Source organism: Granulicella sibirica (assembly GCF_004115155.1).
In the GTDB taxonomy this organism is placed as follows: Bacteria; Acidobacteriota; Terriglobia; order Terriglobales; family Acidobacteriaceae; genus Edaphobacter; species Edaphobacter sibiricus.
In genome coordinates this window covers 1,025,575-1,046,237 of sequence record NZ_RDSM01000002.1, presented here as the reverse complement: position 1 = coordinate 1,046,237, position 20,663 = coordinate 1,025,575, and the positions used below count along the sequence as shown (strand labels likewise).

Below are 20,663 nucleotides of genomic sequence, written 5' to 3'. Positions count from 1 at the left end.
ATGGCCTGGTGGACACGGGCGGTGAATGCGTTTCGGGGTGAGAGGGTGAACCGGCTCCTGGATGAGGAGTTCGAGTCGCATATCGCCGAGGCTATTGCGGACGGGCGTGATCCGCATGAGGCGCGGAGGGCGTTCGGGTCGATGCTGCGGCAGCGGGAGGCAAGCCGTGAGGCGCGGGTCACAGGGTGGTTGGAGGGGATGAGGGCGGACGTTGTGTTTGGATGGAGACAGTTGCGACGGAACCGGGTGACCTCGGTGGCGGCGGTGCTCTCGCTGGCGCTGGCGATCGGGTCGTGCGTGTCGGCGTTTCGACTGATAGACGCCTTATTGCTGCGGCCTCTACCTGTGAGTCATCCGGAGAGGCTGATGGCACTTTCCAGGGAGGGGTTGAGCTGGGAAGGGAAGCCCTCGACGTTCGATGGGTGGGCCTATCCGGCGTTTCAGAGAATGCGGGAGGCGGCGCGAGGGAGTGCGGAGTTGATCGCGCTTTCGTATACCAATCGGAGCGACCTGACGTTCGCCTCCGATGCGGAGATGGAAAAGGGAAGTGTGCAGTATGTTTCCGGGGCGATGTTCGAAGGCTTTGGGCTTTCTCCCTCCCTTGGCAGGTTCTTTACGGCTGAAGAAGACCGTGTTCCGAAGGCTCATCCCTATGCGGTCCTTTCCTATGATTTCTGGACGAAGCGTTTTGCGCGGGATCCGAAGGTGATTGGGAGGACGTTCCGGCTGGAGGACGAGATCTTCGAAGTGGTGGGGGTCGGGCCAAAAGGGTTTGCCGGGATGGAGCCGGGAACAGCGACCGAGATCTTTCTTCCCACGATGATGAATCCATGGTCTATTCGCCGGGACGTGACATGGCACAGGACGCTTGCGGTGATGGTGCCGGGCGCGGAGGTCGAACCCATGCGGGCGAGGTTAGACGCGGTGAGCCGGGGTTTTGAGGCGGAGCGTGCGAAGAACTTCAAAGGGCTGTCGCAGCAGAGTATCGATAACTACCTGAATCAACATCTTGTGTTGAACTCGGCGCGGGCCGGTGTGTCGGGGCTGCAGACGGACTACCGGGGAGCGTTGACCTGGCTTGGGGTGCTCGTATTCCTTGTGCTTTTGATTGCGTGCGCAAACGTGGCGAACCTCATGACGGCGCTAGCCTCGGCGAGGGCTCGGGAGATGGCTCTGCGGGTGTCGCTTGGCGCGGGACGCGCGCGTCTGGTGCAGATGGTGCTGGTAGAGAGCGCGATGCTGGCGAGTATGGCTGCGGCCGTGGGTGCTCTGCTTGCGTGGCGATTTGCTCCGATTGTTGTGGAAATGATCAGCAATGCAGATAACCCGGTGCGACTGGATCTTCCGGCGGATTGGAGAGTGTTCGGGTTTGGCGCGGGTCTGCTGGTTGCGGTGATGCTGCTCTTTGGACTGATGCCTGCGTTACGAGCGTCGGCGGTAAAGCCGATGAGTGCGTTGAAGGGCGGTGAAGATCCGCATGCGAGGCGACGGCTCACGCACTGGATGATAGCGGCCCAAGTGGCGTTCTGCTTCCTGGTTGTGTTTACGGCGGGACTGTTCGTGACGACGTTCCAGCGGCTTTCGGCGCTTCCTTTGGGATACCGGCCGGATGGAGTGCTCGTGCTGGAGATGGTGGCTCCGCACGGACAACCCCCTGAGGCGTGGGATGAGGTTGCGAGCGGGTTGCGGTCGGTGCCGGGGGTGACAGGTGTGGCTACCTCGGGATGGCCGCTGATGAATGGAAGCGCGTGGAATGACGCCATCGCGGTGAACGGCGGTCCGCCAAACGTCGAGCTTGGGTATTTCCTTAGCGTGTCGCCGAAGTGGTTCGAGACGATGGGGATGGCTCTTCGGTCGGGAAGGGATCTGCGCGACTCCGATGTGCTTCCGGGCGCGGTGGTGGTGAACGAGACGTTCGTGAAGGACTTCTTCCATGGCCTGGACCCAGTAGGGAGAAGCTTCGATAAGACTGGAGATGATGGGGTCCAGAATCATATGGACGTCGTCGGTGTGGTGGCCGATGCCCCATATCGGAACCTGCGGGAGGGGATTTTGCCGGTGGCGTTCTTGCCGTTCCGTCGGCGTGATGCCAAGGGAGTGGTGGAGCGTCCGAACGGAGGGACGTTCGTGGTGAGGACGGCCGCGAAGAATCCAAGGACCATGGAGCAGGAGCTACGAAAGAAAGCGGCAGGGACGAGAGCAGGGTTTCGAGTGACGAATGTCCGGACGCAACAAGAGCTGGTGGATGGGCAGATGGTGCGAGAGAGACTGCTGGCGATGCTCGGGGTGTTCTTTGCGGCAGTGGCACTTCTGCTGGCCGGGATTGGATTGTATGGGGTGCTGAACTACTCGGTGATCCAGCGGCGGAGGGAGATCGGGATTCGGGTTGCGGTGGGAGCGAGAGGAGGGGCGATCGCGGGGCTCGTGCTACGGGATGTGCTCGCGATGGTGGCTGTAGGCCTGATCGCGGGAGTTGGGTTGGGGTTGGCTGCGGCTCGATCCATTGAGACGCTGTTCTACCAGGTGAAGGCGTCGGATCCGGTGGCGCTGGCGATTCCTTCCGGGGTGATCCTGGCGGCGGTGGCATTTGCGACGGTTCCGGCGGTGGCTCGAGCGCTGCGGATTCAACCGGTGGAGATTCTGCGGGCGGAGTAGGCGGAAGTTCATCTTGAGACAGGACTTCGGGAGGGGAGTTTTACGCATCCATATGGTTGTCACGTTTGGCGATGTTGTTGATATCCGCCGGGACGTAGAGTGGACATGCGTGGGACGATAACTTTTGGAGGATAGGAACGATGGATTGGACGCCGGGCGGACTAAGTAGCGATGTTGAAGATCGGCGGGGAGACTCCGGGGGCGGTGGTGGTGGCTTCGGCTTTGGCGGGGGCGGTGGTGGTGGCCTGGGGATTGTTGGGGTGGTGGTGCTTGTGGTGGTGAGCCTGGTGACGGGGCATAACTACATTGGGAGCTATCTCAGCGGTGGGGGGCAGAGCGCTCCCCAGCCGAGGCAGAGCCAGTATGACGATCAAGGGTCGAGGTCGGGAGCTCCGGTGCAGGAGTCGGCGGCGGAGAGCCGGTCGGCGCAGCTTGTGTCGTTCACGCTGGGGAAGGCGCAGGCGTATTGGCAGCAGACACTCTCAGGCGAGGGTGTGCAGTACCGGCGGGCGAAGCTTGTGCTTTATCGGGGGTCGACTTACTCGGGGTGCGGCACGGCTCGGTCGTCGACGGGACCTTTCTATTGCCCGGCGGACGAGAAGATCTATATGGATCTTGGGTTCTGGGATGAGTTGGCGAAGTTCGGCGGGGGAACGGCAGAGTTTGCGCAGGCTTATGTTGTTGCGCACGAGCTTGGACACCACATTCAGAATCTGCTCGGGACGGAGCAGAAGGTGCGGAGGTTGGAGCAGCAGGATCCGGACGAGCGGAACCATGTGTCGGTCGAAGTGGAGTTACAGGCGGACTGCTTCGCCGGGATGTGGGCGAAGAGCGGCGAGGCGCAGGGGTTCATTCATCCCGATGATATTCAGGGAGGATTGAAGGCGGCTGCCGCCGTGGGCGACGATCACCTGCAGAAGATGGAGCGGGGTACGGTGAATCCGGATACGTTCACGCACGGCAGCTCGGCCCAGAGGGAGAAGTGGTTTACGCGCGGGCTTCAGGGTGGAACGATTGATTCATGCAATACATTTGGGGCGGGGCCGGATCTGTAACGAATGCCGGACTATTCGGCTACGCCGAATAGCTCCGACATCTCGGCATGCATGAAGCCGCGACCGGGTTTATAGGGCTGGATCCACTTTCCGTCGACGACGAACTGGGGGATGGCGCGCTTGCCTACGTGGGCGAGCACTTCGTCGGCTGCTCCTGGGGTGGCCTCGATGTCGATCTCGGTGTAGGGGATGCTGTGCTTGGCGAGGAACTTCTTCGCTTCGCGGCAATCGCGGCACCAGCTTGCGGAATAGAGAGTGAGGTCCATGGAGGTAGTTTACCTTTTCGCTATTGTTCGTGATAGTTGCGCATGAGGCCGCCGTCGACGACGAAGGTGGACCCGGTGGTGTATCCGCCTTCTTCGCCGGCGAGGAGGACGGCCAGGCCTGCGACCTCGTCCGGGTTGCCGAGGCGGCCGAGGGGGATGTTGGCGAGGAGAGCGTTGAGCTTTGGCTTGTCCTGAAGGAGCGAGGCGTTGATGGGGGTGTTGATGGCTCCGGGGGCGATGTTGTTGACCGTGATGCCGAGGGGGCCGAGTTCGACGGCGAGATTGCGCATCATCATGCGCATGCCGCCCTTGGAACAGCAGTACGTGGTGAAATTGGGGAAGACCATGTCCTCGTGGACGGAGGAGATGTTGATGACGCGGCCGGGTTTCTTTGCTTCTTTTAGACGGCGGACGAAGAACTGGGTGATGAAGAAGGCGCCCTTAAGGTTGACGTCCATGACGGCGTCGTAGTCGGCTTCGGTGATGTCGACGAAGGGAGCGTTCTTCTCGATACCGGCATTGTTGACGAGGATGTCGCAAGCTCCGAGCTGGGACCAGGCCTGATCGACGAGGTTCTGCGTATCGGGCTGTTTGGAGACGTCCGACTTGACGAGGATGCACTTCGAACCTGCGGCCTCGATGGCGGCCTTGGTATCGTTGGCACCTTCCATGTGCTCGCGGTAGTCGACCACGACGCTTGCGCCTTCCTGGCCGAAGCGGATGGCGATGGCTTGACCGATTCCGGAGGTAGATCCGGTGACGATGGCGACTTTTCCTTTGAGGCGGTCTGACATAGATTCCCATCTCCCACGGTTCGTTGTGATTCAAACACTTTTCGAGGGGCTATCCCCCCTCCCATAGCCCGCGTGTAAGTTTCATAGAATGAACAACTTGCGTATATCCGCTGTTTGCAAGTTGCTCATTCTTTGGCACTTAGGCGTCAAATATTAGATTCCAAAGGGCTTACGGCGTCTTTTGTCGGGCGGGCGGACCAAGCGCTCTTCTTTTGAACCCTTCTTTTATTATCGATGAGCGTCCATAACTAAAAGGACACGGCGATCTTCTTTGCTTTGATGCATTTACGTCGTATTGGGGCTTGACACGCGATTTCTGGGCCAAAAACGAGAAAAATAGTTTGTGAATGTCTCGCCGGTCAGGAAACAGCGGTCTTCCTGGTGGCTCTTTTCGTGGCAGACGGCGCGGAGGGTTTCTGGTTTGCGATGATGCCGGAGAGGATCTCCTTCGCCTTTTCGAGCTCCCTATGCCGGTCTGCCGGAAGGTTCTTGCCGGCGCGGTTGATGTAGAAGTTCAGCATGCGCATGCCGGAGGCCGGACCCTTCGGTGAGACTTCCTTCGTGGCGAGGGCTTTGGCGATGGACTCCGCGTCTTCGAGGAAGAGCCCGTGATCGGGGTGGGTGGAGTCGGTGTTGATCTTCGCCGACCACTTCTTCGGGGTCTTCTTTGCGGCCTTCTTCGTGGTCACGGGTGAAGCCTCCGCAGTGCTTTCGTGCGGTTGGATGCCCATGGCTGGCTGTGCGTTTGCGGCTTTTCTGCGGGAGCGGAAGAAGGCGGTCAGCATGGCTCCGCACTCTTCTGCGAGGAGGCCGGGCTCGACCTGGACGCGGTGGTTGAGGAGGGGATGGTTCATGACCGAGAGCGCAGAACCGCAGGCACCGGCTTTGGGGTCGGAGGCGGCGTAGACGAGGCGCTCGATGCGGGCATGGAGGATGGCTCCGGCGCACATGGCGCAAGGCTCGAGGGTGGTGTAGAGGGTGCAGTGTTCCAGGCGGTAGTTGTTGAGGGCGCGGCCCGCGGCGCGGAGGGCGACGATCTCGGCATGGGCGGTGGGGTCGGCGTCGCGGATGACGCGGTTCTGGCCGGTGGCGAGGATTTCGCCGTTATGGACGATGACCGCACCTACAGGGACTTCGCCGGATTGCTCGGCGGCGCGGGCTTCGGCGATGGCGGCCTGTAGGTGGGCTTCGTCGGTCATTTGCTTGAGGGTGGGCCTGACGACACGTTATTCGTAGTGCTCGAGGAGGGTGTTGGCGAGGGTCTCGAAGGCGGGGCGGAGATGGTCGAGGCGGTCTTCGGTGGCGGAGAAGTCCTTGCGCCAGATTTCGTTGAGGATGTCGACGATTTTGGATTGGCTCGCGCTGCCGGTGGGAATCTCGGCCAAGGAGGCGATGAGTTGCTCCTCTCGGGCTCGTATTCGTCGGCGGGAGCTCCGGCGGCGATGAGGCCCTCGGGGTCAGTGGTGGTGAAAAGTTCTTGCAGGGATTCTTCGTCTACGGTCATAAACGTTCTGGTCCTTACTCGATAGGTTAAACGAGGCGGGGCCGCTTAGAGGACCTGCACCAGGTGGCGGAAGTTTAACGCGTCAATTCCTTGGGTCTGCAGGAACCCCGAGAGCCTGAAGTCCTCGGTAAGGACGAGCGTTTCTGCTGCCGCGCTATGAATGGCTGCGTCGGTGAGACCAAAAGGATCAAAGGAATCGGCGCTCATTATGTGGGCGGCAGGTTGATAGACTTCTAGAAATCTCCCAACAGTTTCCTGGAAGTGTTCCCACCAAGATGTCTTCAGATGCTCCGGCAAGGAGTTCGAAAGATTGCTCACTTCGGTGAGAATGTGCGGAGTTGTAACAATGGTGCTGAACTGAAGCAAAACGGCAGAAAGAGTGTCGAAGTCATCTACAGAGAATTGTGCTGTCCTCTTGAATCGCGCGATTCGCCCTCTTTCGTAGGATCCAACTAAAAAGAGGAGAAGCAAGTTGGCGTCGATAAGGACGCGTTTGCCTCGATACCTATCGAGGACTGCCATCTCGAGCGTCATGCAACAGCATTCTTAATCGATATCAAGGCCCCGGACTCGGCGTCGATCTCCACTGATTTTGTAACGCGTCTTTGACGCAAAAGCTGGGCAAGCGCGCTGCTGGCTTCACCACTCGCTGGTAGAGCGCTGAACGTGAAGGACCAATTCGATCTGTAGGGAGGAGTCTCCAGCTCTTCTATCTGAAACGATGCGGCGAGTTCGGGGAGAACAGTAGTGAGATGTCCCTTTGCAACCTCGATAGCTTCCGATACTGTCATTGGGCACTCCTTCCGGTCTTATTCTATGGCCTGAGACTGATCTGAATGGCATATGCCTATGCGGGTTCCTGCTGGGTCATGCAATGGAGGGCGCCGAGGCCCCAGATGAGGTCGACGCAGTGGATGCCTACGATCTGGCGTGTGGGGAAGCAGTCGGCTAAGAGGTTGAGGGCGCGGCGGTCGTTGGCGTCGTTGAAGGTGGGGACGAGCACGAGGTCGTTGGCGATGTAGAAGTTGGCGTAGCTGGCGGGAAGGCGCTGGCCCTCGAAGAGGACGGGTTCCGGCATGGGGAGTTCGAGGATCTCGAAGGGTTCGCCTTGCAGATTGCGGGCGGTGCGGAGGCGGTCGAGGTTCTCGGCTAGCGGGAGGTGGTTTTCGTCGGCGGTGTTTGGCTCGACGCAGGTGATGATGCGGTTTTCGGCTACGAAGCGGGTGATGTCGTCGACGTGGCCGTGGGTGTCGTCGCCGGCGGCTCCGCGATGGAGCCAGAGGGTCTGGTCGATGCCAAGATAGTCGGAGAATGCTTTTTCGAGGGTGGCGCGGGTTTGGGACTCGTCGCCCAGGCCTGGGTTGCGTTCCTGGATTTTGCTGAGGAGGCATTCTTCCGTGGTGAGGAGGATTCCTGCGCCGTTGGTGTCGATGCTGCCGCCCTCGAGGACGAAGCGGTGGGTGCCTTCGGGGGTTTCCGTCGAGGGGCAGAACTCGGGTGTGGCGTAGAGGGTGGCTACGTGGTGGGGGATCAGGTTGTCGCGGCGGTGGTTGTCGTACTTAGCCCAGGCGTTGAACTTCCAGTTGGTGAGGGCGAGGTCGCCGGCGGGGTTCTTGACGAAGATAGGGCCGGAGTCGCGGAGCCACACGCGGTCGGTGGGCCAGTGATGGAAGTGGATGCGGGCGAGGTTGGAGCCACCGCGCTTGAGCATGGCGGCGGCGCGGCGCTCGGCGGCGAGATCGTTGACGAGGATGTGCACGTCTTCAACGCGGGAGAGGTGACGGACGATCTCGGCGTAGACCCAGGGGATGGGCTGGAATTTGTTGGGCCAATCCTCGGCGTTGTGGGGCCAGGCGATCCAGGTGGCGGCGTGCGGGGCCCATTCGGCGGGCATACGGTAGTTCTGAGCGCGAGGTGTCGTCATGCGCTTTTGATTGTACGTGGGGGTGGTTGCTGACGTTTTGATTCCTAGCTGGTCAGCAACCGCTGCGGCAGGTAGTTAGAAACGGACGACGAGGCCGGTCGAGACGGTGAGCATGGAGCGGCTGGCGTCGGAGAGCTGGCCGCCTCCGATCTCGATGGCGCGGAAGTCGACGTGAGGGATGAGGGTGTAGTCGATGCCCCCGAGGACTTCGTAGGTCAAGGTGGAGGACTTTGTGTTGGTGAGGTTGGAGGCGGAGATGCCGCCGACGAGGGCTTCGACGTAGGGCTTGATGGGGAAGATGGGTGGGTGAAAGGCGAGACGGGCTCCGCCAAGGCCGAACTTGGCTCCGGAGGCTCCGGAGAAGCGGAGGTCGGGACCGAGGGAGAGTGGGCCGAGATGGAAGAAGTCGTCGTAGACGCCGACTGTGCCGCCGGTGGTCCAGTAGTTGTTGTCGCCCAGGTTCGCGGAGGTGGATACGCCGTTGTTGGGATTCTTGATGTGGGTGGCGGAGAGCTCGCCGTAGACGCCGATCTGGGCGTGGGATGCTTTGGGGAGGAAGAAGGATAGAACGAGAGCGATCGCGGGGCCTAGAAGCTTTTTGGGGAGGTTCATTCTTACTCCGGGTGTGACTGACGATATGACTCTTTTGAACCCCGGATCGTGGCGATTGACTCGTTACTGAGTGGGTGCGGGCGTCCAGCGGCGGAGCGAGGTCTCCTGTGTGTACGGCTGGGTGGTGGGGTAGCTGACGAATTCGACCATCATGCCCCACGGAGTGATGCCATAGCAGAAGAGATTGTCCTTGCCGGATTCGAGGGGCGGCAGGGGATGAGGCTCGCTGAAGATGGTGCCGCCGGCAGCCTTGAAGCGAGAGGTGGCTGAGGAGACGTCGTCGACGTAGAGAGCCATGTGCTGGAGGCCGAGGTCGCTTGGCCTTGCAGCGGGCTGCTGGTGGGGTGATTGCATCTCGAAGAGTTCGATACCGGGGCCGTTCTGCAGGCGAAGCATGCGGATGGCGCGGATGCTTGCGCCCTGGGCGAGGTGGAGGCGATGCTCGGTGGCCCCGCCCTGCTGGGGCTTGTCCTCTTTTGTGAGGGTCTGGTAGATGACCTCTGCGCCGAAGGCTCCTTCGAGGAAGGTGGTTGCGGCTTCGATGTCAGGGACGGTGATTCCGATGTGATCGAGGCCGCGGATGGTTTGGGGCAACGGAGCTCCTTAGTCGAGGAAGCGGCTGGTGATGCCGCCGTAGGCGTCGATGCGGCGGTCGCGGAGGAAGGGCCAGTGCTGGCGGGTGATCTCGGAGAGCTTCGGGTCGACTTCGGCGATGAGGATGGCTTCCTCGGTGTGGCTGGCTTCGGCGAGGATGCGGCCGAAGGGGTCGGCGATGAAGGAGCCTCCCCAGAACTCGAGGCCGGCACCTTCGGGGCCGGGGTGGAGGACGCCGTCGAGGATGACATTGCCGCCCTCGTGGCCGACGCGGTTGACGGCTCCGACGAAGACTCCGTTGGCGATGGCGTGGGCGCGCTGCATGGTGCGCCAGGCGTCGTACTGGGGGGCTCCGTACTCCTCTTTTTCGGAGGGGTGCCAGCCAATGGCTGTGGGGAAGAAGAGGACTTCGGCACCCTTGAGGCTGGTGACGCGGGCGGCTTCGGGGTACCACTGGTCCCAGCAGACGAGGGTTCCGACCTGGCCCTGGCTGGTGGTGAGGGACTTGAAGCCGAGGTCGCCGGGGGTGAAGTAGAACTTCTCGTAGTAAAGGGGGTCGTCGGGGATGTGCATCTTGCGGTAGATGCCGTTGATGTTGTCTTTGCCGGTGGCGGCGTGGTCAAGGATGGCCGCGGTGTTGTGGTAGAGGCCGGGTGCGCGGCGCTCGAAGAGGCTCGCTACGAGGACGATCTTCTCTTCGCGGACGACGGCGGAGAGGCGGTCAGTGCTGCGGCCGGGGATGGACTCGGCGAGGGCGAAGAGGTCGTGGTCTTCGCGCTGGCAGAAATACTGGGCGTTGAAGAGCTCAGGGAGACAGATGAGGTTCGCGCCCTGGCGGGCGGCTTCGCGGACACGGTCGGCGGCTTTATCGAGGTTGGCGGCGGGGTCGTTGCCCATGGACATCTGGATGAGGCCGATTACTTTCTTGTTCGAGGACATCTGTACGTGCTTCCCTTCGCGTGAGCCCGCGCTGCTTCGTCAGGCATACCACTTTCTATCTTAAGTGGATGCGCGGGAATGTGAAACGAAGCAACGGGGCTGCGGCGGGAATCACCTGGCTGGGTGAGGTTTGACGCCGGTCCAGGTCCAGCCGCGCATCTTCCAGCCGGTGGGTTCTTTGTGGAGGACGGCGGTGACCTGGCCGCTCCTGCTGCAGGAATCAGGAAAGCAGTGAGGACAAGGGCGAGGAATGTCTTTCGGATGGGCGGGCTCTTTGCGGGCGCGATCGGGTCGGCCGGAAGATTCTCCAGAGGCTCTCACAGGCGCGAAGTCCAAACGGAAGTTGTCCTGCTGCAAAGGGCCTGGGTTATGGGATTCGAGGGGGCCGAACGCTCTGTCGTCCGGGCGGGAAGCTCCGGTATTTTTCCAGGTCAAACGCCGGGTTGCCCGGCGATAAATTTCTGATAACTTTATGGCTGGGACGACCTCCGGCCTTACTTCGTCACAACCATCTGTTTTCTCGCAGTCTTATTCCCTGGCGACGCGCCCCCAACGTAAAAGGAGCATCATGTCGAGCGAATTTCGCAATTTTCTTGAGTTGTCCTACGAAGAGCTGGAAGAGCTTAATCTGCAGGCAAAAGATCAGCGCAAGAAGCGCGTGGCTCCGGGGATCATCCAGGAAGAGCGATTGAAGTACCTGACCGATGAGAAGACGATCAAGGCTGTGACGGTCGTGTTTTCGGATCTCGAAGGCCGTCTGCACATGCTGGACTATGACAAGAAGTTCCTGGTGAAGAGCTACGACAACCTGACGTTCGACGGCTCGTCGATTCGCGGGTTTACGGCGCAGCGGGAGAGCGATCTGCGCCTGGCGATCGACTGGGCGGCGTTTTACTGGGTGCCGGCTGATGTGTTTGGGGCGGGCAAGGTGCTGGTGTTCGGCGAGGTCATCGACAAGAACGGCGAGTTCTACTCGGGTGATATTCGCGGTGTGCTCAAGAACTTCTCGAACGAGATGTTCGATACGAATGGCTGGACGCTGAATGCGGCGAACGAGATCGAAGGCTTTCTGTTCGAAGGCGTCGATGCGGAGCGGTCGTTCCATGAGACGGGCAGCTTCGAATACGTCAACAGCGGCGGCTACTACCACTCGCTGCCGGGCGATCCGCTTCGGGAGTTCATCGACACAACCGCGGAAGTGCAGCGGGCGATGGGCTTCGAGAATGAGAAGGACCATCCCGAGGTTGCGCCTTCGCAGTTCGAGATCAATTACACGTATGGCGATGTCGTCACGGCGGCCGATCAGATTCAGCTCTACAAGCTGATCTGCCGGCAGGTGGCCACGCAGATGGGCATGACGGCGAGCTTCCTTCCGAAGCCGGTAACGGGCGTGAACGGAAGCGGCATGCATACGAACGTTTCGATCACGAAGAACGGGAAGAACCTTTTCTGGGATCCGAAGGGCGAGGAGAAGATCTCGAAGATGGCGTGGGCGTTCACGGATCGCATCCTGACGGCCGGCACCGATCTTTGCCTGGTGATGAATGCTTCGGTGAATGCGTATCGCCGGCTTGATCCTCACTTCGAGGCTCCGAACCAGATCAAGGCTTCGGCTACGGATCGTGGGTCGATGGTTCGTATTCCGATCGGTAACGAGAAGTCTTCGCGCGTCGAGGTTCGGTCGGTTGGGCCGGATGCGAACCCCTACATGGTGCTGTACGCGATCTTCAAGACCGGGCTGCAGGGTGAGACGGCGAAGATCAAGAACCTGCGTCAGGCGGATCGGTATCTGCCCGACAACGTGTACACGGCGATTGACGACTTCCGGAAGGCGCCGTGGACTTCTTCGCTTTTTGGAGACGATGTGAAGGGGCGGTATGCGGACCTAAAGCAGGCTTCCGCGGATCGTTGTCCGCGTCTGCTGGGAACGATCGTGAAGGCGCCTGAGGTGCAGTTCCACCATGATGTTTACAACCAGCTGCTCTGGGGCAAGTTCTAAGGGCAGAGAGTAGAGCTTAGGGAATAGAAAGCTGGGGTTCAGACTTGCGTCTGAGCCCCTTTGCTTTTGTGAGGAGAGATGATGGCGGACCAGGCGGGGCGGAAGGCGGCGCGGCATGTGCTGCGGGCGTTGATACAGGGGGAGGATCCGGCTACGGGGAAGGCGCTTGAGCCGGGAAGCGTTGTGCATCGGCTGGAGGTGATGCGGGCGTTGGCTCTGGCGCTTGAGGCGCTGACGGAGGTTCAAGGCGGCGGCCGGACGGAGGAGGTGAAGGAGCAGAGGAAAGGGGCCAAAAAGGGACCGGATCGGGCGGGGCAGGGGTGGAGCCGGGCCGAGGATGATGAGTTGCGGCGGTTGTTTGGACAGCGTCGGCAGATTGCGGATCTTGCGGTGCAGCTTGGGCGGACTACGGGGGCGATTGCGGCGAGGCTGGTGAGGCTTGGGCTTGTGAATGAGCGGAGTGAGGCGCGGGGATTGCTGGGTGGGGAGGCGAAGGGGTGAGGTTCTTCGGCTCGACTGAGCTTCGCTAAGGATCACAGGGAAGCAACAGCAACGGCAGACGCAGATTCCCTTCGGGAATGACAAGCAAAAGGGCAAAGGCAAGAACAAGGGCAGACACGCAGGTCCTTCGATTTCCCTGCGCTTCGCTCAGGATGACAAGTTGATGGCGGCAAGCCGATGGCATTGATGGTGGCACCACGGAGTTGCTGTGTTGTGCGGTGATCGGTCGTTGCGTGATTCTTGTTGCTTCCGGAACGTATGATTGTTGACGCGGGCCTAGGCCGGTATTTTTAGGGTTTTGGAGAGAGTATGCGGAAGAAGGTCACGATCGTTGGGGCGGGTAATGTTGGGGCTACAGCAGCGCATTGGATTGCGGCCAAGGAGCTTGCGGATGTGGTGCTGATCGATGTGGTCGAAGGCGTGCCGCAGGGTAAGGCGCTCGATCTGCTGCAGGCGATGCCGATCGAGAAACGGGATTGTACGATCCTCGGCACCAATGACTATGCGGATACGGCTGGGTCGGATGTGGTGGTGATTACCGCGGGGATTCCGCGTAAGCCGGGTATGAGCCGCGACGACCTGTTGATGACGAACTTCAAGATCATGTCGGATGTTGTTGGTAAGGTGGTCGCACAGTCGCCGGATACCATCATCATCGTGGTTTCGAATCCGCTGGATGCGATGGCGCAGGCCGCGTTCAAGGCTGCGGGTTTTCCGCGTGAGCGCGTGATCGGGATGGCTGGTGTGCTGGATTCGGCGCGGTTCCGGACGTTTATCGCGGAGGAGTTGCAGGTTTCCGTTGAGAACGTGACGGCCTTTGTGCTGGGCGGGCATGGGGACACGATGGTCCCGCTCTCGCGCTACTCGACGATGGCGGGAATTCCGATTACGGAGCTGATTGCTCCGGAGCGCTTGAAGGAGCTGGAGACGCGCACGGCGAATGGCGGAGCGGAGATTGTGAAGCACCTGAAGACGGGGTCGGCTTACTATGCGCCTTCGGCTGCGGCTGTCGAGATGGTCGAGGCGATTCTGAAGGATAAGAAGAAGATCCTGCCTTGCGCGGCTTATCTGCAGGGCGAGTATGGGATCTCGGGGCTGTATGTCGGGGTGCCTTGCAAGCTTGGATCGAAGGGGCTGGAGAAGATTATCGAGATCAAGCTTACGGCGGAGGAGCAGGCTGCGCTGCAGAAGTCGGCTGACTCGGTGAAGGAGCTTTGCACGGTGATTGGGGTGGCTTAGCGGCTTCTCCCTAAACTCACTCTGCGGAAAGGCCCACTCACTGAGTGGGCCTTTTCTCAAGACATAAATTGGTGGCCGCGGTCTTCCCACAAGCCTATGAGGGACAAGACATAGGTGGAATTGCGAGTCTTCATAGTGGTCCTTGAAACAGCTCCTTTGCGACCTCGCAATTCTTTCAGGTTTGCAACAACCTCTGTCCAGTCCGCGTCCTTGACCGTCCTTGGATTCCCCTTATTGTTCCTGATCCTGAGATTGCCCTTTTCCTTGGAAAGAACGGTGAAGCTTTTCGTGAGCAGAGACCCCTCGATAGATCGGTGCCGTATGGTTTGACCAACAGCAACAACGTCTTGAGCTTGCAAAAAGTTCATGCCAACCTCCTATTGAGAAGATTGGCATGAACGTAGCGTAGAAACAAGGTACAAGTCCAAGAATTAAGGATATGTCATCTCGTGTGTTTTTTATGCGACGCGTTCGATGGTGACCGATTCGAGGACCACGGGGGTCTTGGGGCGGTCCATGTGGTCCTTGGAGACCTTGGAGATCTTCTCGACGACGTCGTAACCTTCGACGACTTCACCGAAGATGGTGTGCTTGCCGGTGAGCCAGCTGGTGTCGGCGACGGTGATGAAGAACTGGCTGCCGTTGGTGTTGGGGCCGGCGTTGGCCATGGCGAGCTTGCCCTTCTGCTGGAAGCCGTGCTTCGAGCCCTTGGTCTCGTCGGCGAATTTATAGCCGGGGCCGCCCATGCCGGTGCCTTCGGGATCGCCGCCCTGAATCATGAACTGGGGAATCACGCGATGGAAGACGGTTCCGTCGTAGAGCTTGGCGCCCTTCTTGCTGCGGCTGTTCCACTCCTTGGTTCCTTCGGCGAGCCCGATGAAGTTGGCGACGGTCTCGGGAGCGTCCTGCTCGAAGAGCTCGCAGACGACGGTTCCTTCAGACGTTTTGAATGTGGCGTAGGTGCCGGGCTTGGTTGGCATTGTGGTGTTCTCCTTGCGGGTTGAGAGGAAACGGGAATCTGCGGTTCAGACGCGAAGACTCAGGAAGCTACAAGAGATTGGATGTGGGGAGGCGTCGGGCTGCTGCCTAAGAATCAGTGAGGTACCGTGGGAGGCAGGGCCGGGGTCGCCGGTGCGGCGGGTGCCGGGGGTAGAGGCTGGCCCTCGGGCACGATGGTGACGTGGGTGATGAGGATGGGGGTGCGGGGCTTGTCGTTGGCGTCGCGGTCCACGTGGGTGATGGAGGTGACGATGGCGACGGAGGCGGGGTCGCACTGACCGAAGATGGTGTGTTTGCCGTTGAGGTGAGGGGTGGGGACCTCGGTGACGAAGAACTGGCTGCCGTTGGTGCCCTGGCCGGTGGGTCCGGGGCCGGAGTTGGCCATGGCGAGGCGGCCGGGGACGTCGAAGAGGATGCCGGGGTCGGTCTCGTCCTGGAAGAAGTAGCCGGGGTCGCCGGTGCCGTCACCCTTCGGGTCGCCGCCCTGGATCATGAAGTCGGGGATGACGCGGTGGAAGGTGGTTCCGTCGTAGAAGCGGGTGCGGTGCTTCTTTTCGTTTTCGTCGACCCATTCCTTCGTGCCGGTGGCGAGGCCGACGAAGTTGGCCGTGGCGATGGGAGCTTCCTTGCTGAAGAAACGGCAGGTGAGGCGGCCCATGGTGGTGTCGATGACGGCAGTGGGACCTGTGGGCACGGCGGGGGCTACGAGGTGAGCGACGGCGCTGGGGGAGTCGGGGAGATCGTTTGCGGGGGGCGGGGTTTGCTGCTGGGGTGTGTCGGGGGTCGTCTGGGCGAAGGTGGGGATGGCGCAGGTGACGGCGAGTGCAGTGAGCAGGCGGAGCGAAGTCGAGATGTTCAACAGCATGGTCCTCGTGGCTGTTTTCAGGGTACTCCGTTGGGGTTGGGACGGCAACGCAGTGTTGTCTTGGCGGGCAGAGAAGTTCGCGAGGAATGACAAAGGTTTGACATGCCCGGACGCGGGTGCGGCATCCAATCGAGCTGGAGGAATTGCGATGGCTACGTTTGCTCTTTGGGTGATGTTGGAAGCTAAGGCTGGTAAGGAAGCGGAGGTGGCTGCGTTCTTGAAGTCGGCGGTGCCGCTAGTGGAGGCGGAGCCGGGAACGGTTGCGTGGTATGCGCTTGATCTTGGCGAGGGACGGTTCGGGATCTTTGACACGTTCGACGATGAAGATGGGCGTGAGGCGCACCTGAGCGGGGAGGTGGCCAAGGCGCTGCTCGGGAAGGCGGATGAGTTGTTGAGCAAGCCGCCGTTCATCAACAAGGTGGGGATTCTGGCGGAAAAGTAGGGATCAGGATGCGGCGAATTGGATGTCGCGGAAGACTCTCATGAGGTTGCCGCCGAGGAGCTTGTGCATGTCCTCGGCGGAGCAGCCCCGGGCCATGAGGGCGGCGGTGAATTTGGGTAGGTCGGCGGCGGTGTCGATGCCGTCGGGCGGCTGGGGGATGCCGTCGAAGTCGGTGCCTATGCCGACGTGGTCGATGCCAGCTACGTCGATCATGTGCATGAAGTGGTCGATGAGGGAGTCGAAGGGGGCGCGGCCTATGCGGGCGGCGAAGTCGCGGTCGAGTTTGTTCGAGGCGTGGAAGGGGACCGGAGTGCCTTCGTATTGCTTCTCGAGGATGGCGTGGGCGGCGACGCGCTCCTCGCGCTGGGCGTTCCAGGCCTGACGCCAGTTCTCGTCGATGAAGGCTGGGAAGAAGTTGACCATGGCTACGCCGTTGGCGGTGGCGAGGGCGCGGAGCATCTCGTCGGTGAGGTTGCGGGGGGCTTGCGTCAGGACGCGGGAGGAGGAGTGGGAGGCGATGATCGGGGCGCGGGTGGTGCGAAGGACGTCCCAGAAGGTGGCGTCGGAGACGTGGGAGACGTCGATGATGATGCCGAGGCGGTTCATCTCGGCGATGACTTCGCGACCGAAGGGGGTGAGGCCGCCGTGGTGGGGGATGGCGGGGTCGTCGATGTCGCCGGAGGAGTCAGCCCACTCGTTGGAGTTGGACCAGGTGAGGGTCATGCAACGCACGCCAAGACGATGGAAGAGGCGGAGCAGGCCGAGGTCGTTCTCGATGGCGTGACCGCCTTCGATGGCGATGACGGCGGCGAAGCGGTTGGCGGCTTTGGCGGTGAGGATGTCGTCGGGGGTGAGGCAGAGTTGGAGGTCGTTGGGGTGGAGACGTATCTGTTCGAGGAGTCCGTCGAGGAGGGAAAAGGCGCGGTGGGCGAAGCGTCCGGGCCACTGGTCGGGGTCGACCCATAGGGCGAAGATCTCGCCGGCGAGACCTCCGGCGCGGGCGGTGTCGAGGGAGAGTTGGCCAGTGCCGACCCCATCGGTGAAGGACCAGTTCTCGTCTACGAAGCGCTGGGGGGTGTCGGCGTGGCAGTCGAGAACGAGAGCGGAGCGGTGGACTTCTTCGGGGGTCGGGCTGGTCACGAGGGAGGCTTTCTCGTCCCTCCGTGGGAGCGGAGGGGCTTGGAAAATTGTAGCAAGCGGAGATGCTATGACTCGTGACGGTATTATGGAGGCATCATGAAGCCTGTTGCTGGACTCCTCTTCCTTGCTGCTTCTTCCGCCTTCGCCCAGACGCCTGCTGCCAAGCCGGCTGTCTCTCATCATTCGACTGCTGCCAAGGCTTCGACGCCGGCGCTTGTGACGAATCCTCCGGGTGCTCCCAAGGTTGTGGGGCTTCCGAAGACACTTTATTCGCTGCGGTATATCGACACGGTGATCGGTAAGGGCGATCTTGCGGTTCCGAGGAAGTTTTATACGGTTCATTACACGGGATGGCTTGCGGATGGAACGAAGTTCGACTCGTCCGTCGACCGCAACCAGCCGTTCACGTTTCCCTATGGCGCGCACCGGGTGATTCCAGGGTGGGATACGGGCTTTGAGGGTATGCGTATTGGGGGGAAGCGGCGGTTGTTCGTGCCTTATCAGCTTGCGTATGGGGAGCAGTCGGTTGGGAAGATTCCTTCGAAGTCGAATCTGATCTTTGATGTGGAGTTGCTTGGGATGTCGGATGCCCCTCCGCCACCTCCTCCTGCTCCGGCGAGGCCGGCGGAACCGGACGAAAAGCCTGCCGAGCCTGCAACGAGTGCGCCGAAAGGGGACGCTCCGGCATCTACTGCTCCAGCGCAGCCGTCTTCGCCTTCGGATGCTCCGAAGCCAGCGACGCCGCCACCTACACCGCAGTAGAGCGTCTGTTTGTTGAAAGGCTTGATCTTGATTCCTGAACGGCTGCGGCCCCTTGTCCCTTACCTGAAGCGCTACTGGAAGCATCTTGCCTGGGGCGGGGTCGCGGTCGTTCTGTACAACACGATCAAGGTATTGCTGCCGCTTGTGATCGGTCATGCGATCGACGACATGCAGCATGGGATGACCGAATCGAAGGTGATGCACCACGCACTTCGGCTGATCGTGGTTGCGGTGCTTTCGGCGGTGTTTCTTTACATCACACGGCAGGTCATTATCGGGGCTTCGCGGGAGATCGAGTTCGATCTGCGGAATGACCTGTTCGCGAATCTTGAGCGGCAGCCGGCCAGTTTTTATCATGCGCACCGGACGGGCGACATCATGGCCCGGACGACGAACGACCTGAACGCGGTGCGGCAGTTGCTTGGACCGGCGATCATGTACAGCGCGAACACGCTGGTGTTTACGGCGGCGGCGCTGCCGTTCATGTACCGGATCAGCCCACGGCTTACGTTGTTCGCGGTGGTGCCGCTGCCGATCGCTTCGGTGATCGTCCAGTACTTCGGGGCGCGGATTCATACGCGGTTCGAGCGGATCCAGGCGATGTTCTCGGAGATCTCGGCGAAGGCGCAGGAAAACTTCTCCGGGGCTCGGCTGATTCGGGCATTCGCGCAGGAAGAGGCGGAGATCGCGAAGTTCGAGACGGCGAACCTCGAGTACATCAAGAGGAGCCTGTACCTGGTTCGGCTGATGGCGATGCTCTGGCCGACGCTTGAGTTTGTGCTCGGGCTGTCGTTGATGATTACGCTGCTGGTGGGTGGGCACGAGGTGATCGCGCACCATATATCGGTGGGGCAGTTCACGTCGTTCAACGTGTACATGGTGCAGTTGACGTGGCCGATGATCGCGATTGGATGGGTTGTCAACCTGTTTCAGCGAGGGACGGCTTCGGTGGTGCGGATCGACGAGCTGCTGAAGCAGGTTCCGGCGATCCAGGATGATCCTTTACTCGTGAAAGTGAAGGAGGCGATTGCTGGCGAGATCGAGCTGCGCGGGTTGACGTTTGCCTATGGCAACGGACCGGCGGTGCTGAAAGAGATCGACCTGAAGATTCCGGCTGGGAGCAGCCTTGCGGTGGTTGGGCCTACGGGGTCGGGCAAGTCGACGCTGGTTGGGTTGATTGCTCGTCTGCACGATGCGAAGGCGGGGATGGTGCTGATCGACGGAGCGCCGATTCGCGAGTACTCCCTCGAGGCGTTACGGAAGAGCATTGGATTCGTGCCGCAGGAGACGTTTTTGTTTTCGACGACGATCCGGCAGAATATTGCGTTCGGGGCGGCGGATGCTTCGGATGAGCGGGTGCAGGACGCGGCGACCGTCGCGCATATACGGACGGAGATCCTGGAGTTCCCGAAGGGGTTCGATACGGTGGTGGGGGAGCGTGGGTTGACGCTTTCTGGGGGGCAGAAACAGAGGACTTCGATCGCGCGGGCGGTGCTGCGGGATCCGAGTATCTTGATTCTCGATGATGCGCTGGCGAGCGTGGATACTTACACGGAAGAGCAGATCCTGGGCGGGTTGAAGAGGGTGATGCAGGGGAGGACTACGGTGCTGATCTCGCACCGGGTGTCGACGGCCCGGAATGCGGATCAGATTGCTGTGCTTGCGGATGGGCGGATCGTGGAGCTGGGGACACACGATGAGTTGATCGCGCGGAACGGGTACTATACGGAGCTATTCGAGAAGCAGATGCTCGAGGAAGAACTGGCGGTTACGGGGTAGGTCGTCCTGATGACGGCGTGGAACGGGATACGCGAGGACAAACGCAGGTTCCCTTCGGGAATGACAACCAAAGAAGCTAAGGCGGGCCGGATCGGGTGCGCTCGTTTTCTAGGCCGACCAGGTGGTGGTGGCGGGTTCGAGTTCTTCGTGAGCGGTGATGCTTGAGGGCAGGTAGCGTTCTTCGCGGGTGCGGAGTTCGCGGGGGAGGACGCGGCAGGCTTCGGGGTCGCGGGAGGCCAGCTGCCAGGCATCGCGGACGTGGCGAACACAGTCGATGACTTCGAGGAGTTTTTCCTTCGATTCGGCGTGCGAGGCTTCGAGAGTCATGGTGAACATGGCGGCGTAGAAGTCAGAGAGAGCTGCGGCGGGGGCTCCTCCGATATCCAGGCGGAGGCGAGCCTGGAGGTACATGAAGATGTCGACGACTCGGCCGACCGCGAGGAGACGCTCGCGGCGGTCGTGGTCTTCAACGGCCTGGATGGCCCGGTAGAGGAAGCGCAGGGCGCCGTCGTAGGCGGCGAGAATGAGCTCAATGCCAGTGGCTCCGACGAGCGCCTTCTGCTGGTAGCTGCTTCCGTTCATGGTTGGCCTCAG

22 protein-coding genes are annotated in these 20,663 nt (G+C 60.9%); 8 read left to right on the top strand and 14 right to left on the bottom strand.

The window, feature by feature from the left end; translation table 11 throughout:
- Both GRAN_RS15275 and ypfJ read left to right on the top strand, forming a co-directional pair.
- Positions 1-2,655: an ABC transporter permease gene (locus GRAN_RS15275; protein WP_128913848.1), complete on the top strand. Its 2,655-nt coding sequence runs from the start codon at positions 1-3 to the stop codon at positions 2,653-2,655.
- 140 nt (positions 2,656-2,795) lie between these two features.
- Entirely contained in the window at positions 2,796-3,710 is a 915-nt protein-coding gene (gene ypfJ / locus GRAN_RS15270; RefSeq protein ID WP_128913847.1) for a KPN_02809 family neutral zinc metallopeptidase, read from the top strand.
- A gap of 11 nt (positions 3,711-3,721) precedes the next feature.
- Here the strand turns inward: ypfJ and GRAN_RS15265 are convergent, their stop codons facing one another.
- The 10 genes from GRAN_RS15265 to GRAN_RS15225 all read right to left on the bottom strand — a co-directional run bounded on the left by GRAN_RS15265 (position 3,722) and on the right by GRAN_RS15225 (position 10,343).
- The gene (locus tag GRAN_RS15265; RefSeq protein WP_128913846.1) at positions 3,722-3,976 is read right to left on the bottom strand and encodes a glutaredoxin family protein; all 255 of its coding nucleotides are present in this window, start codon (positions 3,974-3,976) and stop codon (positions 3,722-3,724) included.
- A gap of 20 nt (positions 3,977-3,996) precedes the next feature.
- A complete protein-coding gene (locus tag GRAN_RS15260; RefSeq protein WP_128913845.1) occupies positions 3,997-4,770 on the bottom strand; it encodes an SDR family NAD(P)-dependent oxidoreductase in 774 nt (257 codons plus the stop codon).
- Between the two features lie 359 nt (positions 4,771-5,129).
- Positions 5,130-5,969 carry a tRNA adenosine(34) deaminase TadA gene (tadA, locus tag GRAN_RS15255; RefSeq protein WP_128913844.1) on the bottom strand — a complete coding sequence of 280 codons (840 nt, stop codon included), beginning with the start codon at positions 5,967-5,969 and terminating at the stop codon, positions 5,130-5,132.
- A 27-nt stretch (positions 5,970-5,996) separates the two neighbouring features.
- Positions 5,997-6,155, bottom strand: coding sequence for a hypothetical protein (locus GRAN_RS25540; RefSeq protein ID WP_161570993.1), 159 nt, complete (start codon positions 6,153-6,155; stop codon positions 5,997-5,999).
- Between the two features lie 164 nt (positions 6,156-6,319).
- The gene (locus GRAN_RS15250) at positions 6,320-6,808 is read right to left on the bottom strand and encodes a PIN domain-containing protein (RefSeq protein ID WP_128913843.1); all 489 of its coding nucleotides are present in this window, start codon (positions 6,806-6,808) and stop codon (positions 6,320-6,322) included.
- The gene (locus tag GRAN_RS15245; RefSeq protein WP_128913842.1) at positions 6,805-7,065 is read right to left on the bottom strand and encodes a hypothetical protein; all 261 of its coding nucleotides are present in this window, start codon (positions 7,063-7,065) and stop codon (positions 6,805-6,807) included. The genes GRAN_RS15250 and GRAN_RS15245 overlap by 4 nt, the downstream gene beginning before the upstream one ends.
- Before the next feature lie 56 nt (positions 7,066-7,121).
- On the bottom strand, positions 7,122-8,198 hold the full coding sequence (locus tag GRAN_RS15240; RefSeq protein ID WP_128913841.1) for an agmatine deiminase family protein: 1,077 nt from the start codon (positions 8,196-8,198) through the stop codon (positions 7,122-7,124).
- 75 nt (positions 8,199-8,273) lie between these two features.
- Positions 8,274-8,810, bottom strand: a complete 537-nt coding sequence (locus GRAN_RS15235) for a hypothetical protein (protein WP_128913840.1) — start codon at positions 8,808-8,810, stop codon at positions 8,274-8,276.
- Between the two features lie 63 nt (positions 8,811-8,873).
- Positions 8,874-9,404: a VOC family protein gene (locus tag GRAN_RS15230; protein WP_128913839.1), complete on the bottom strand. Its 531-nt coding sequence runs from the start codon at positions 9,402-9,404 to the stop codon at positions 8,874-8,876.
- A gap of 9 nt (positions 9,405-9,413) precedes the next feature.
- Complete coding sequence (locus GRAN_RS15225; RefSeq protein WP_128913838.1) at positions 9,414-10,343, bottom strand: carbon-nitrogen hydrolase; 930 nt, start codon at positions 10,341-10,343, stop codon at positions 9,414-9,416.
- A 568-nt stretch (positions 10,344-10,911) separates the two neighbouring features.
- On the opposite strand from GRAN_RS15225, the gene GRAN_RS15220 reads away from it, so the two are divergent.
- From GRAN_RS15220 to mdh, 3 genes are all read left to right on the top strand, one after another.
- A complete protein-coding gene (locus GRAN_RS15220; RefSeq protein ID WP_128913837.1) occupies positions 10,912-12,342 on the top strand; it encodes a glutamine synthetase family protein in 1,431 nt (476 codons plus the stop codon).
- A 78-nt stretch (positions 12,343-12,420) separates the two neighbouring features.
- Complete coding sequence (locus GRAN_RS15215) at positions 12,421-12,843, top strand: hypothetical protein (RefSeq protein ID WP_161570992.1); 423 nt, start codon at positions 12,421-12,423, stop codon at positions 12,841-12,843.
- A 309-nt stretch (positions 12,844-13,152) separates the two neighbouring features.
- Positions 13,153-14,082 (top strand): malate dehydrogenase, encoded by a 930-nt coding sequence (mdh, locus tag GRAN_RS15210; protein ID WP_128913835.1) that lies wholly within the window; start codon positions 13,153-13,155, stop codon positions 14,080-14,082.
- A gap of 458 nt (positions 14,083-14,540) precedes the next feature.
- On the opposite strand, the gene GRAN_RS15205 is transcribed toward mdh, so the two are convergent.
- Together GRAN_RS15205 and GRAN_RS15200 are read right to left on the bottom strand one after the other, a co-directional pair.
- Positions 14,541-15,062, bottom strand: a complete 522-nt coding sequence (locus GRAN_RS15205; RefSeq protein ID WP_128913834.1) for a peptidylprolyl isomerase — start codon at positions 15,060-15,062, stop codon at positions 14,541-14,543.
- 113 nt (positions 15,063-15,175) lie between these two features.
- Positions 15,176-15,946, bottom strand: coding sequence for a peptidylprolyl isomerase (locus tag GRAN_RS15200; protein ID WP_128913833.1), 771 nt, complete (start codon positions 15,944-15,946; stop codon positions 15,176-15,178).
- Between the two features lie 148 nt (positions 15,947-16,094).
- Here GRAN_RS15200 and GRAN_RS15195 point away from each other — a divergent pair, with 148 nt between their 5' ends.
- Positions 16,095-16,388 carry a putative quinol monooxygenase gene (locus GRAN_RS15195; protein ID WP_128913832.1) on the top strand — a complete coding sequence of 98 codons (294 nt, stop codon included), beginning with the start codon at positions 16,095-16,097 and terminating at the stop codon, positions 16,386-16,388.
- A gap of 3 nt (positions 16,389-16,391) precedes the next feature.
- Here the strand turns inward: GRAN_RS15195 and GRAN_RS15190 are convergent, their stop codons facing one another.
- A complete protein-coding gene (locus tag GRAN_RS15190; protein ID WP_241654655.1) occupies positions 16,392-17,528 on the bottom strand; it encodes a dipeptidase in 1,137 nt (378 codons plus the stop codon).
- Between the two features lie 96 nt (positions 17,529-17,624).
- Between GRAN_RS15190 and GRAN_RS15185 the strand changes: the two genes are divergently transcribed.
- Positions 17,625-18,290 carry an FKBP-type peptidyl-prolyl cis-trans isomerase gene (locus tag GRAN_RS15185; protein ID WP_128913830.1) on the top strand — a complete coding sequence of 222 codons (666 nt, stop codon included), beginning with the start codon at positions 17,625-17,627 and terminating at the stop codon, positions 18,288-18,290.
- Between the two features lie 30 nt (positions 18,291-18,320).
- Positions 18,321-20,069, top strand: coding sequence for an ABC transporter ATP-binding protein (locus tag GRAN_RS15180; protein ID WP_128914221.1), 1,749 nt, complete (start codon positions 18,321-18,323; stop codon positions 20,067-20,069).
- A 108-nt stretch (positions 20,070-20,177) separates the two neighbouring features.
- On the opposite strand, the gene fliS is transcribed toward GRAN_RS15180, so the two are convergent.
- Complete coding sequence (fliS, locus tag GRAN_RS15175) at positions 20,178-20,651, bottom strand: flagellar export chaperone FliS (protein ID WP_128913829.1); 474 nt, start codon at positions 20,649-20,651, stop codon at positions 20,178-20,180.
- Positions 20,652-20,663: the final 12 nt, after the last annotated feature.

Bases quoted from the DNA above. Each gene is read 5' to 3' on its own strand.
- GRAN_RS15195 (WP_128913832.1), top strand. From the start codon at position 16,095: ATGGCTACGTTTGCTCTTTGGGTGATGTTGGAAGCTAAGGCTGGTAAG.
- GRAN_RS15205 (WP_128913834.1), bottom strand. From the start codon at position 15,062: ATGCCAACCAAGCCCGGCACCTACGCCACATTCAAAACGTCTGAAGGA.
- GRAN_RS15220 (WP_128913837.1), top strand. From the start codon at position 10,912: ATGTCGAGCGAATTTCGCAATTTTCTTGAGTTGTCCTACGAAGAGCTG.
- tadA (WP_128913844.1), bottom strand. From the start codon at position 5,969: ATGACCGACGAAGCCCACCTACAGGCCGCCATCGCCGAAGCCCGCGCC.
- fliS (WP_128913829.1), bottom strand. From the start codon at position 20,651: ATGAACGGAAGCAGCTACCAGCAGAAGGCGCTCGTCGGAGCCACTGGC.
- GRAN_RS15265 (WP_128913846.1), bottom strand. From the start codon at position 3,976: ATGGACCTCACTCTCTATTCCGCAAGCTGGTGCCGCGATTGCCGCGAA.
- GRAN_RS15240 (WP_128913841.1), bottom strand. From the start codon at position 8,198: ATGACGACACCTCGCGCTCAGAACTACCGTATGCCCGCCGAATGGGCC.
- GRAN_RS15200 (WP_128913833.1), bottom strand. From the start codon at position 15,946: ATGCTGTTGAACATCTCGACTTCGCTCCGCCTGCTCACTGCACTCGCC.
- ypfJ (WP_128913847.1), top strand. From the start codon at position 2,796: ATGGATTGGACGCCGGGCGGACTAAGTAGCGATGTTGAAGATCGGCGG.
- GRAN_RS15185 (WP_128913830.1), top strand. From the start codon at position 17,625: ATGAAGCCTGTTGCTGGACTCCTCTTCCTTGCTGCTTCTTCCGCCTTC.
- GRAN_RS15235 (WP_128913840.1), bottom strand. From the start codon at position 8,810: ATGAACCTCCCCAAAAAGCTTCTAGGCCCCGCGATCGCTCTCGTTCTA.
- GRAN_RS15275 (WP_128913848.1), top strand. From the start codon at position 1: ATGGCCTGGTGGACACGGGCGGTGAATGCGTTTCGGGGTGAGAGGGTG.
- mdh (WP_128913835.1), top strand. From the start codon at position 13,153: ATGCGGAAGAAGGTCACGATCGTTGGGGCGGGTAATGTTGGGGCTACA.
- GRAN_RS15215 (WP_161570992.1), top strand. From the start codon at position 12,421: ATGATGGCGGACCAGGCGGGGCGGAAGGCGGCGCGGCATGTGCTGCGG.
- GRAN_RS15260 (WP_128913845.1), bottom strand. From the start codon at position 4,770: ATGTCAGACCGCCTCAAAGGAAAAGTCGCCATCGTCACCGGATCTACC.
- GRAN_RS15245 (WP_128913842.1), bottom strand. From the start codon at position 7,065: ATGACAGTATCGGAAGCTATCGAGGTTGCAAAGGGACATCTCACTACT.
- GRAN_RS15225 (WP_128913838.1), bottom strand. From the start codon at position 10,343: ATGTCCTCGAACAAGAAAGTAATCGGCCTCATCCAGATGTCCATGGGC.
- GRAN_RS15250 (WP_128913843.1), bottom strand. From the start codon at position 6,808: ATGACGCTCGAGATGGCAGTCCTCGATAGGTATCGAGGCAAACGCGTC.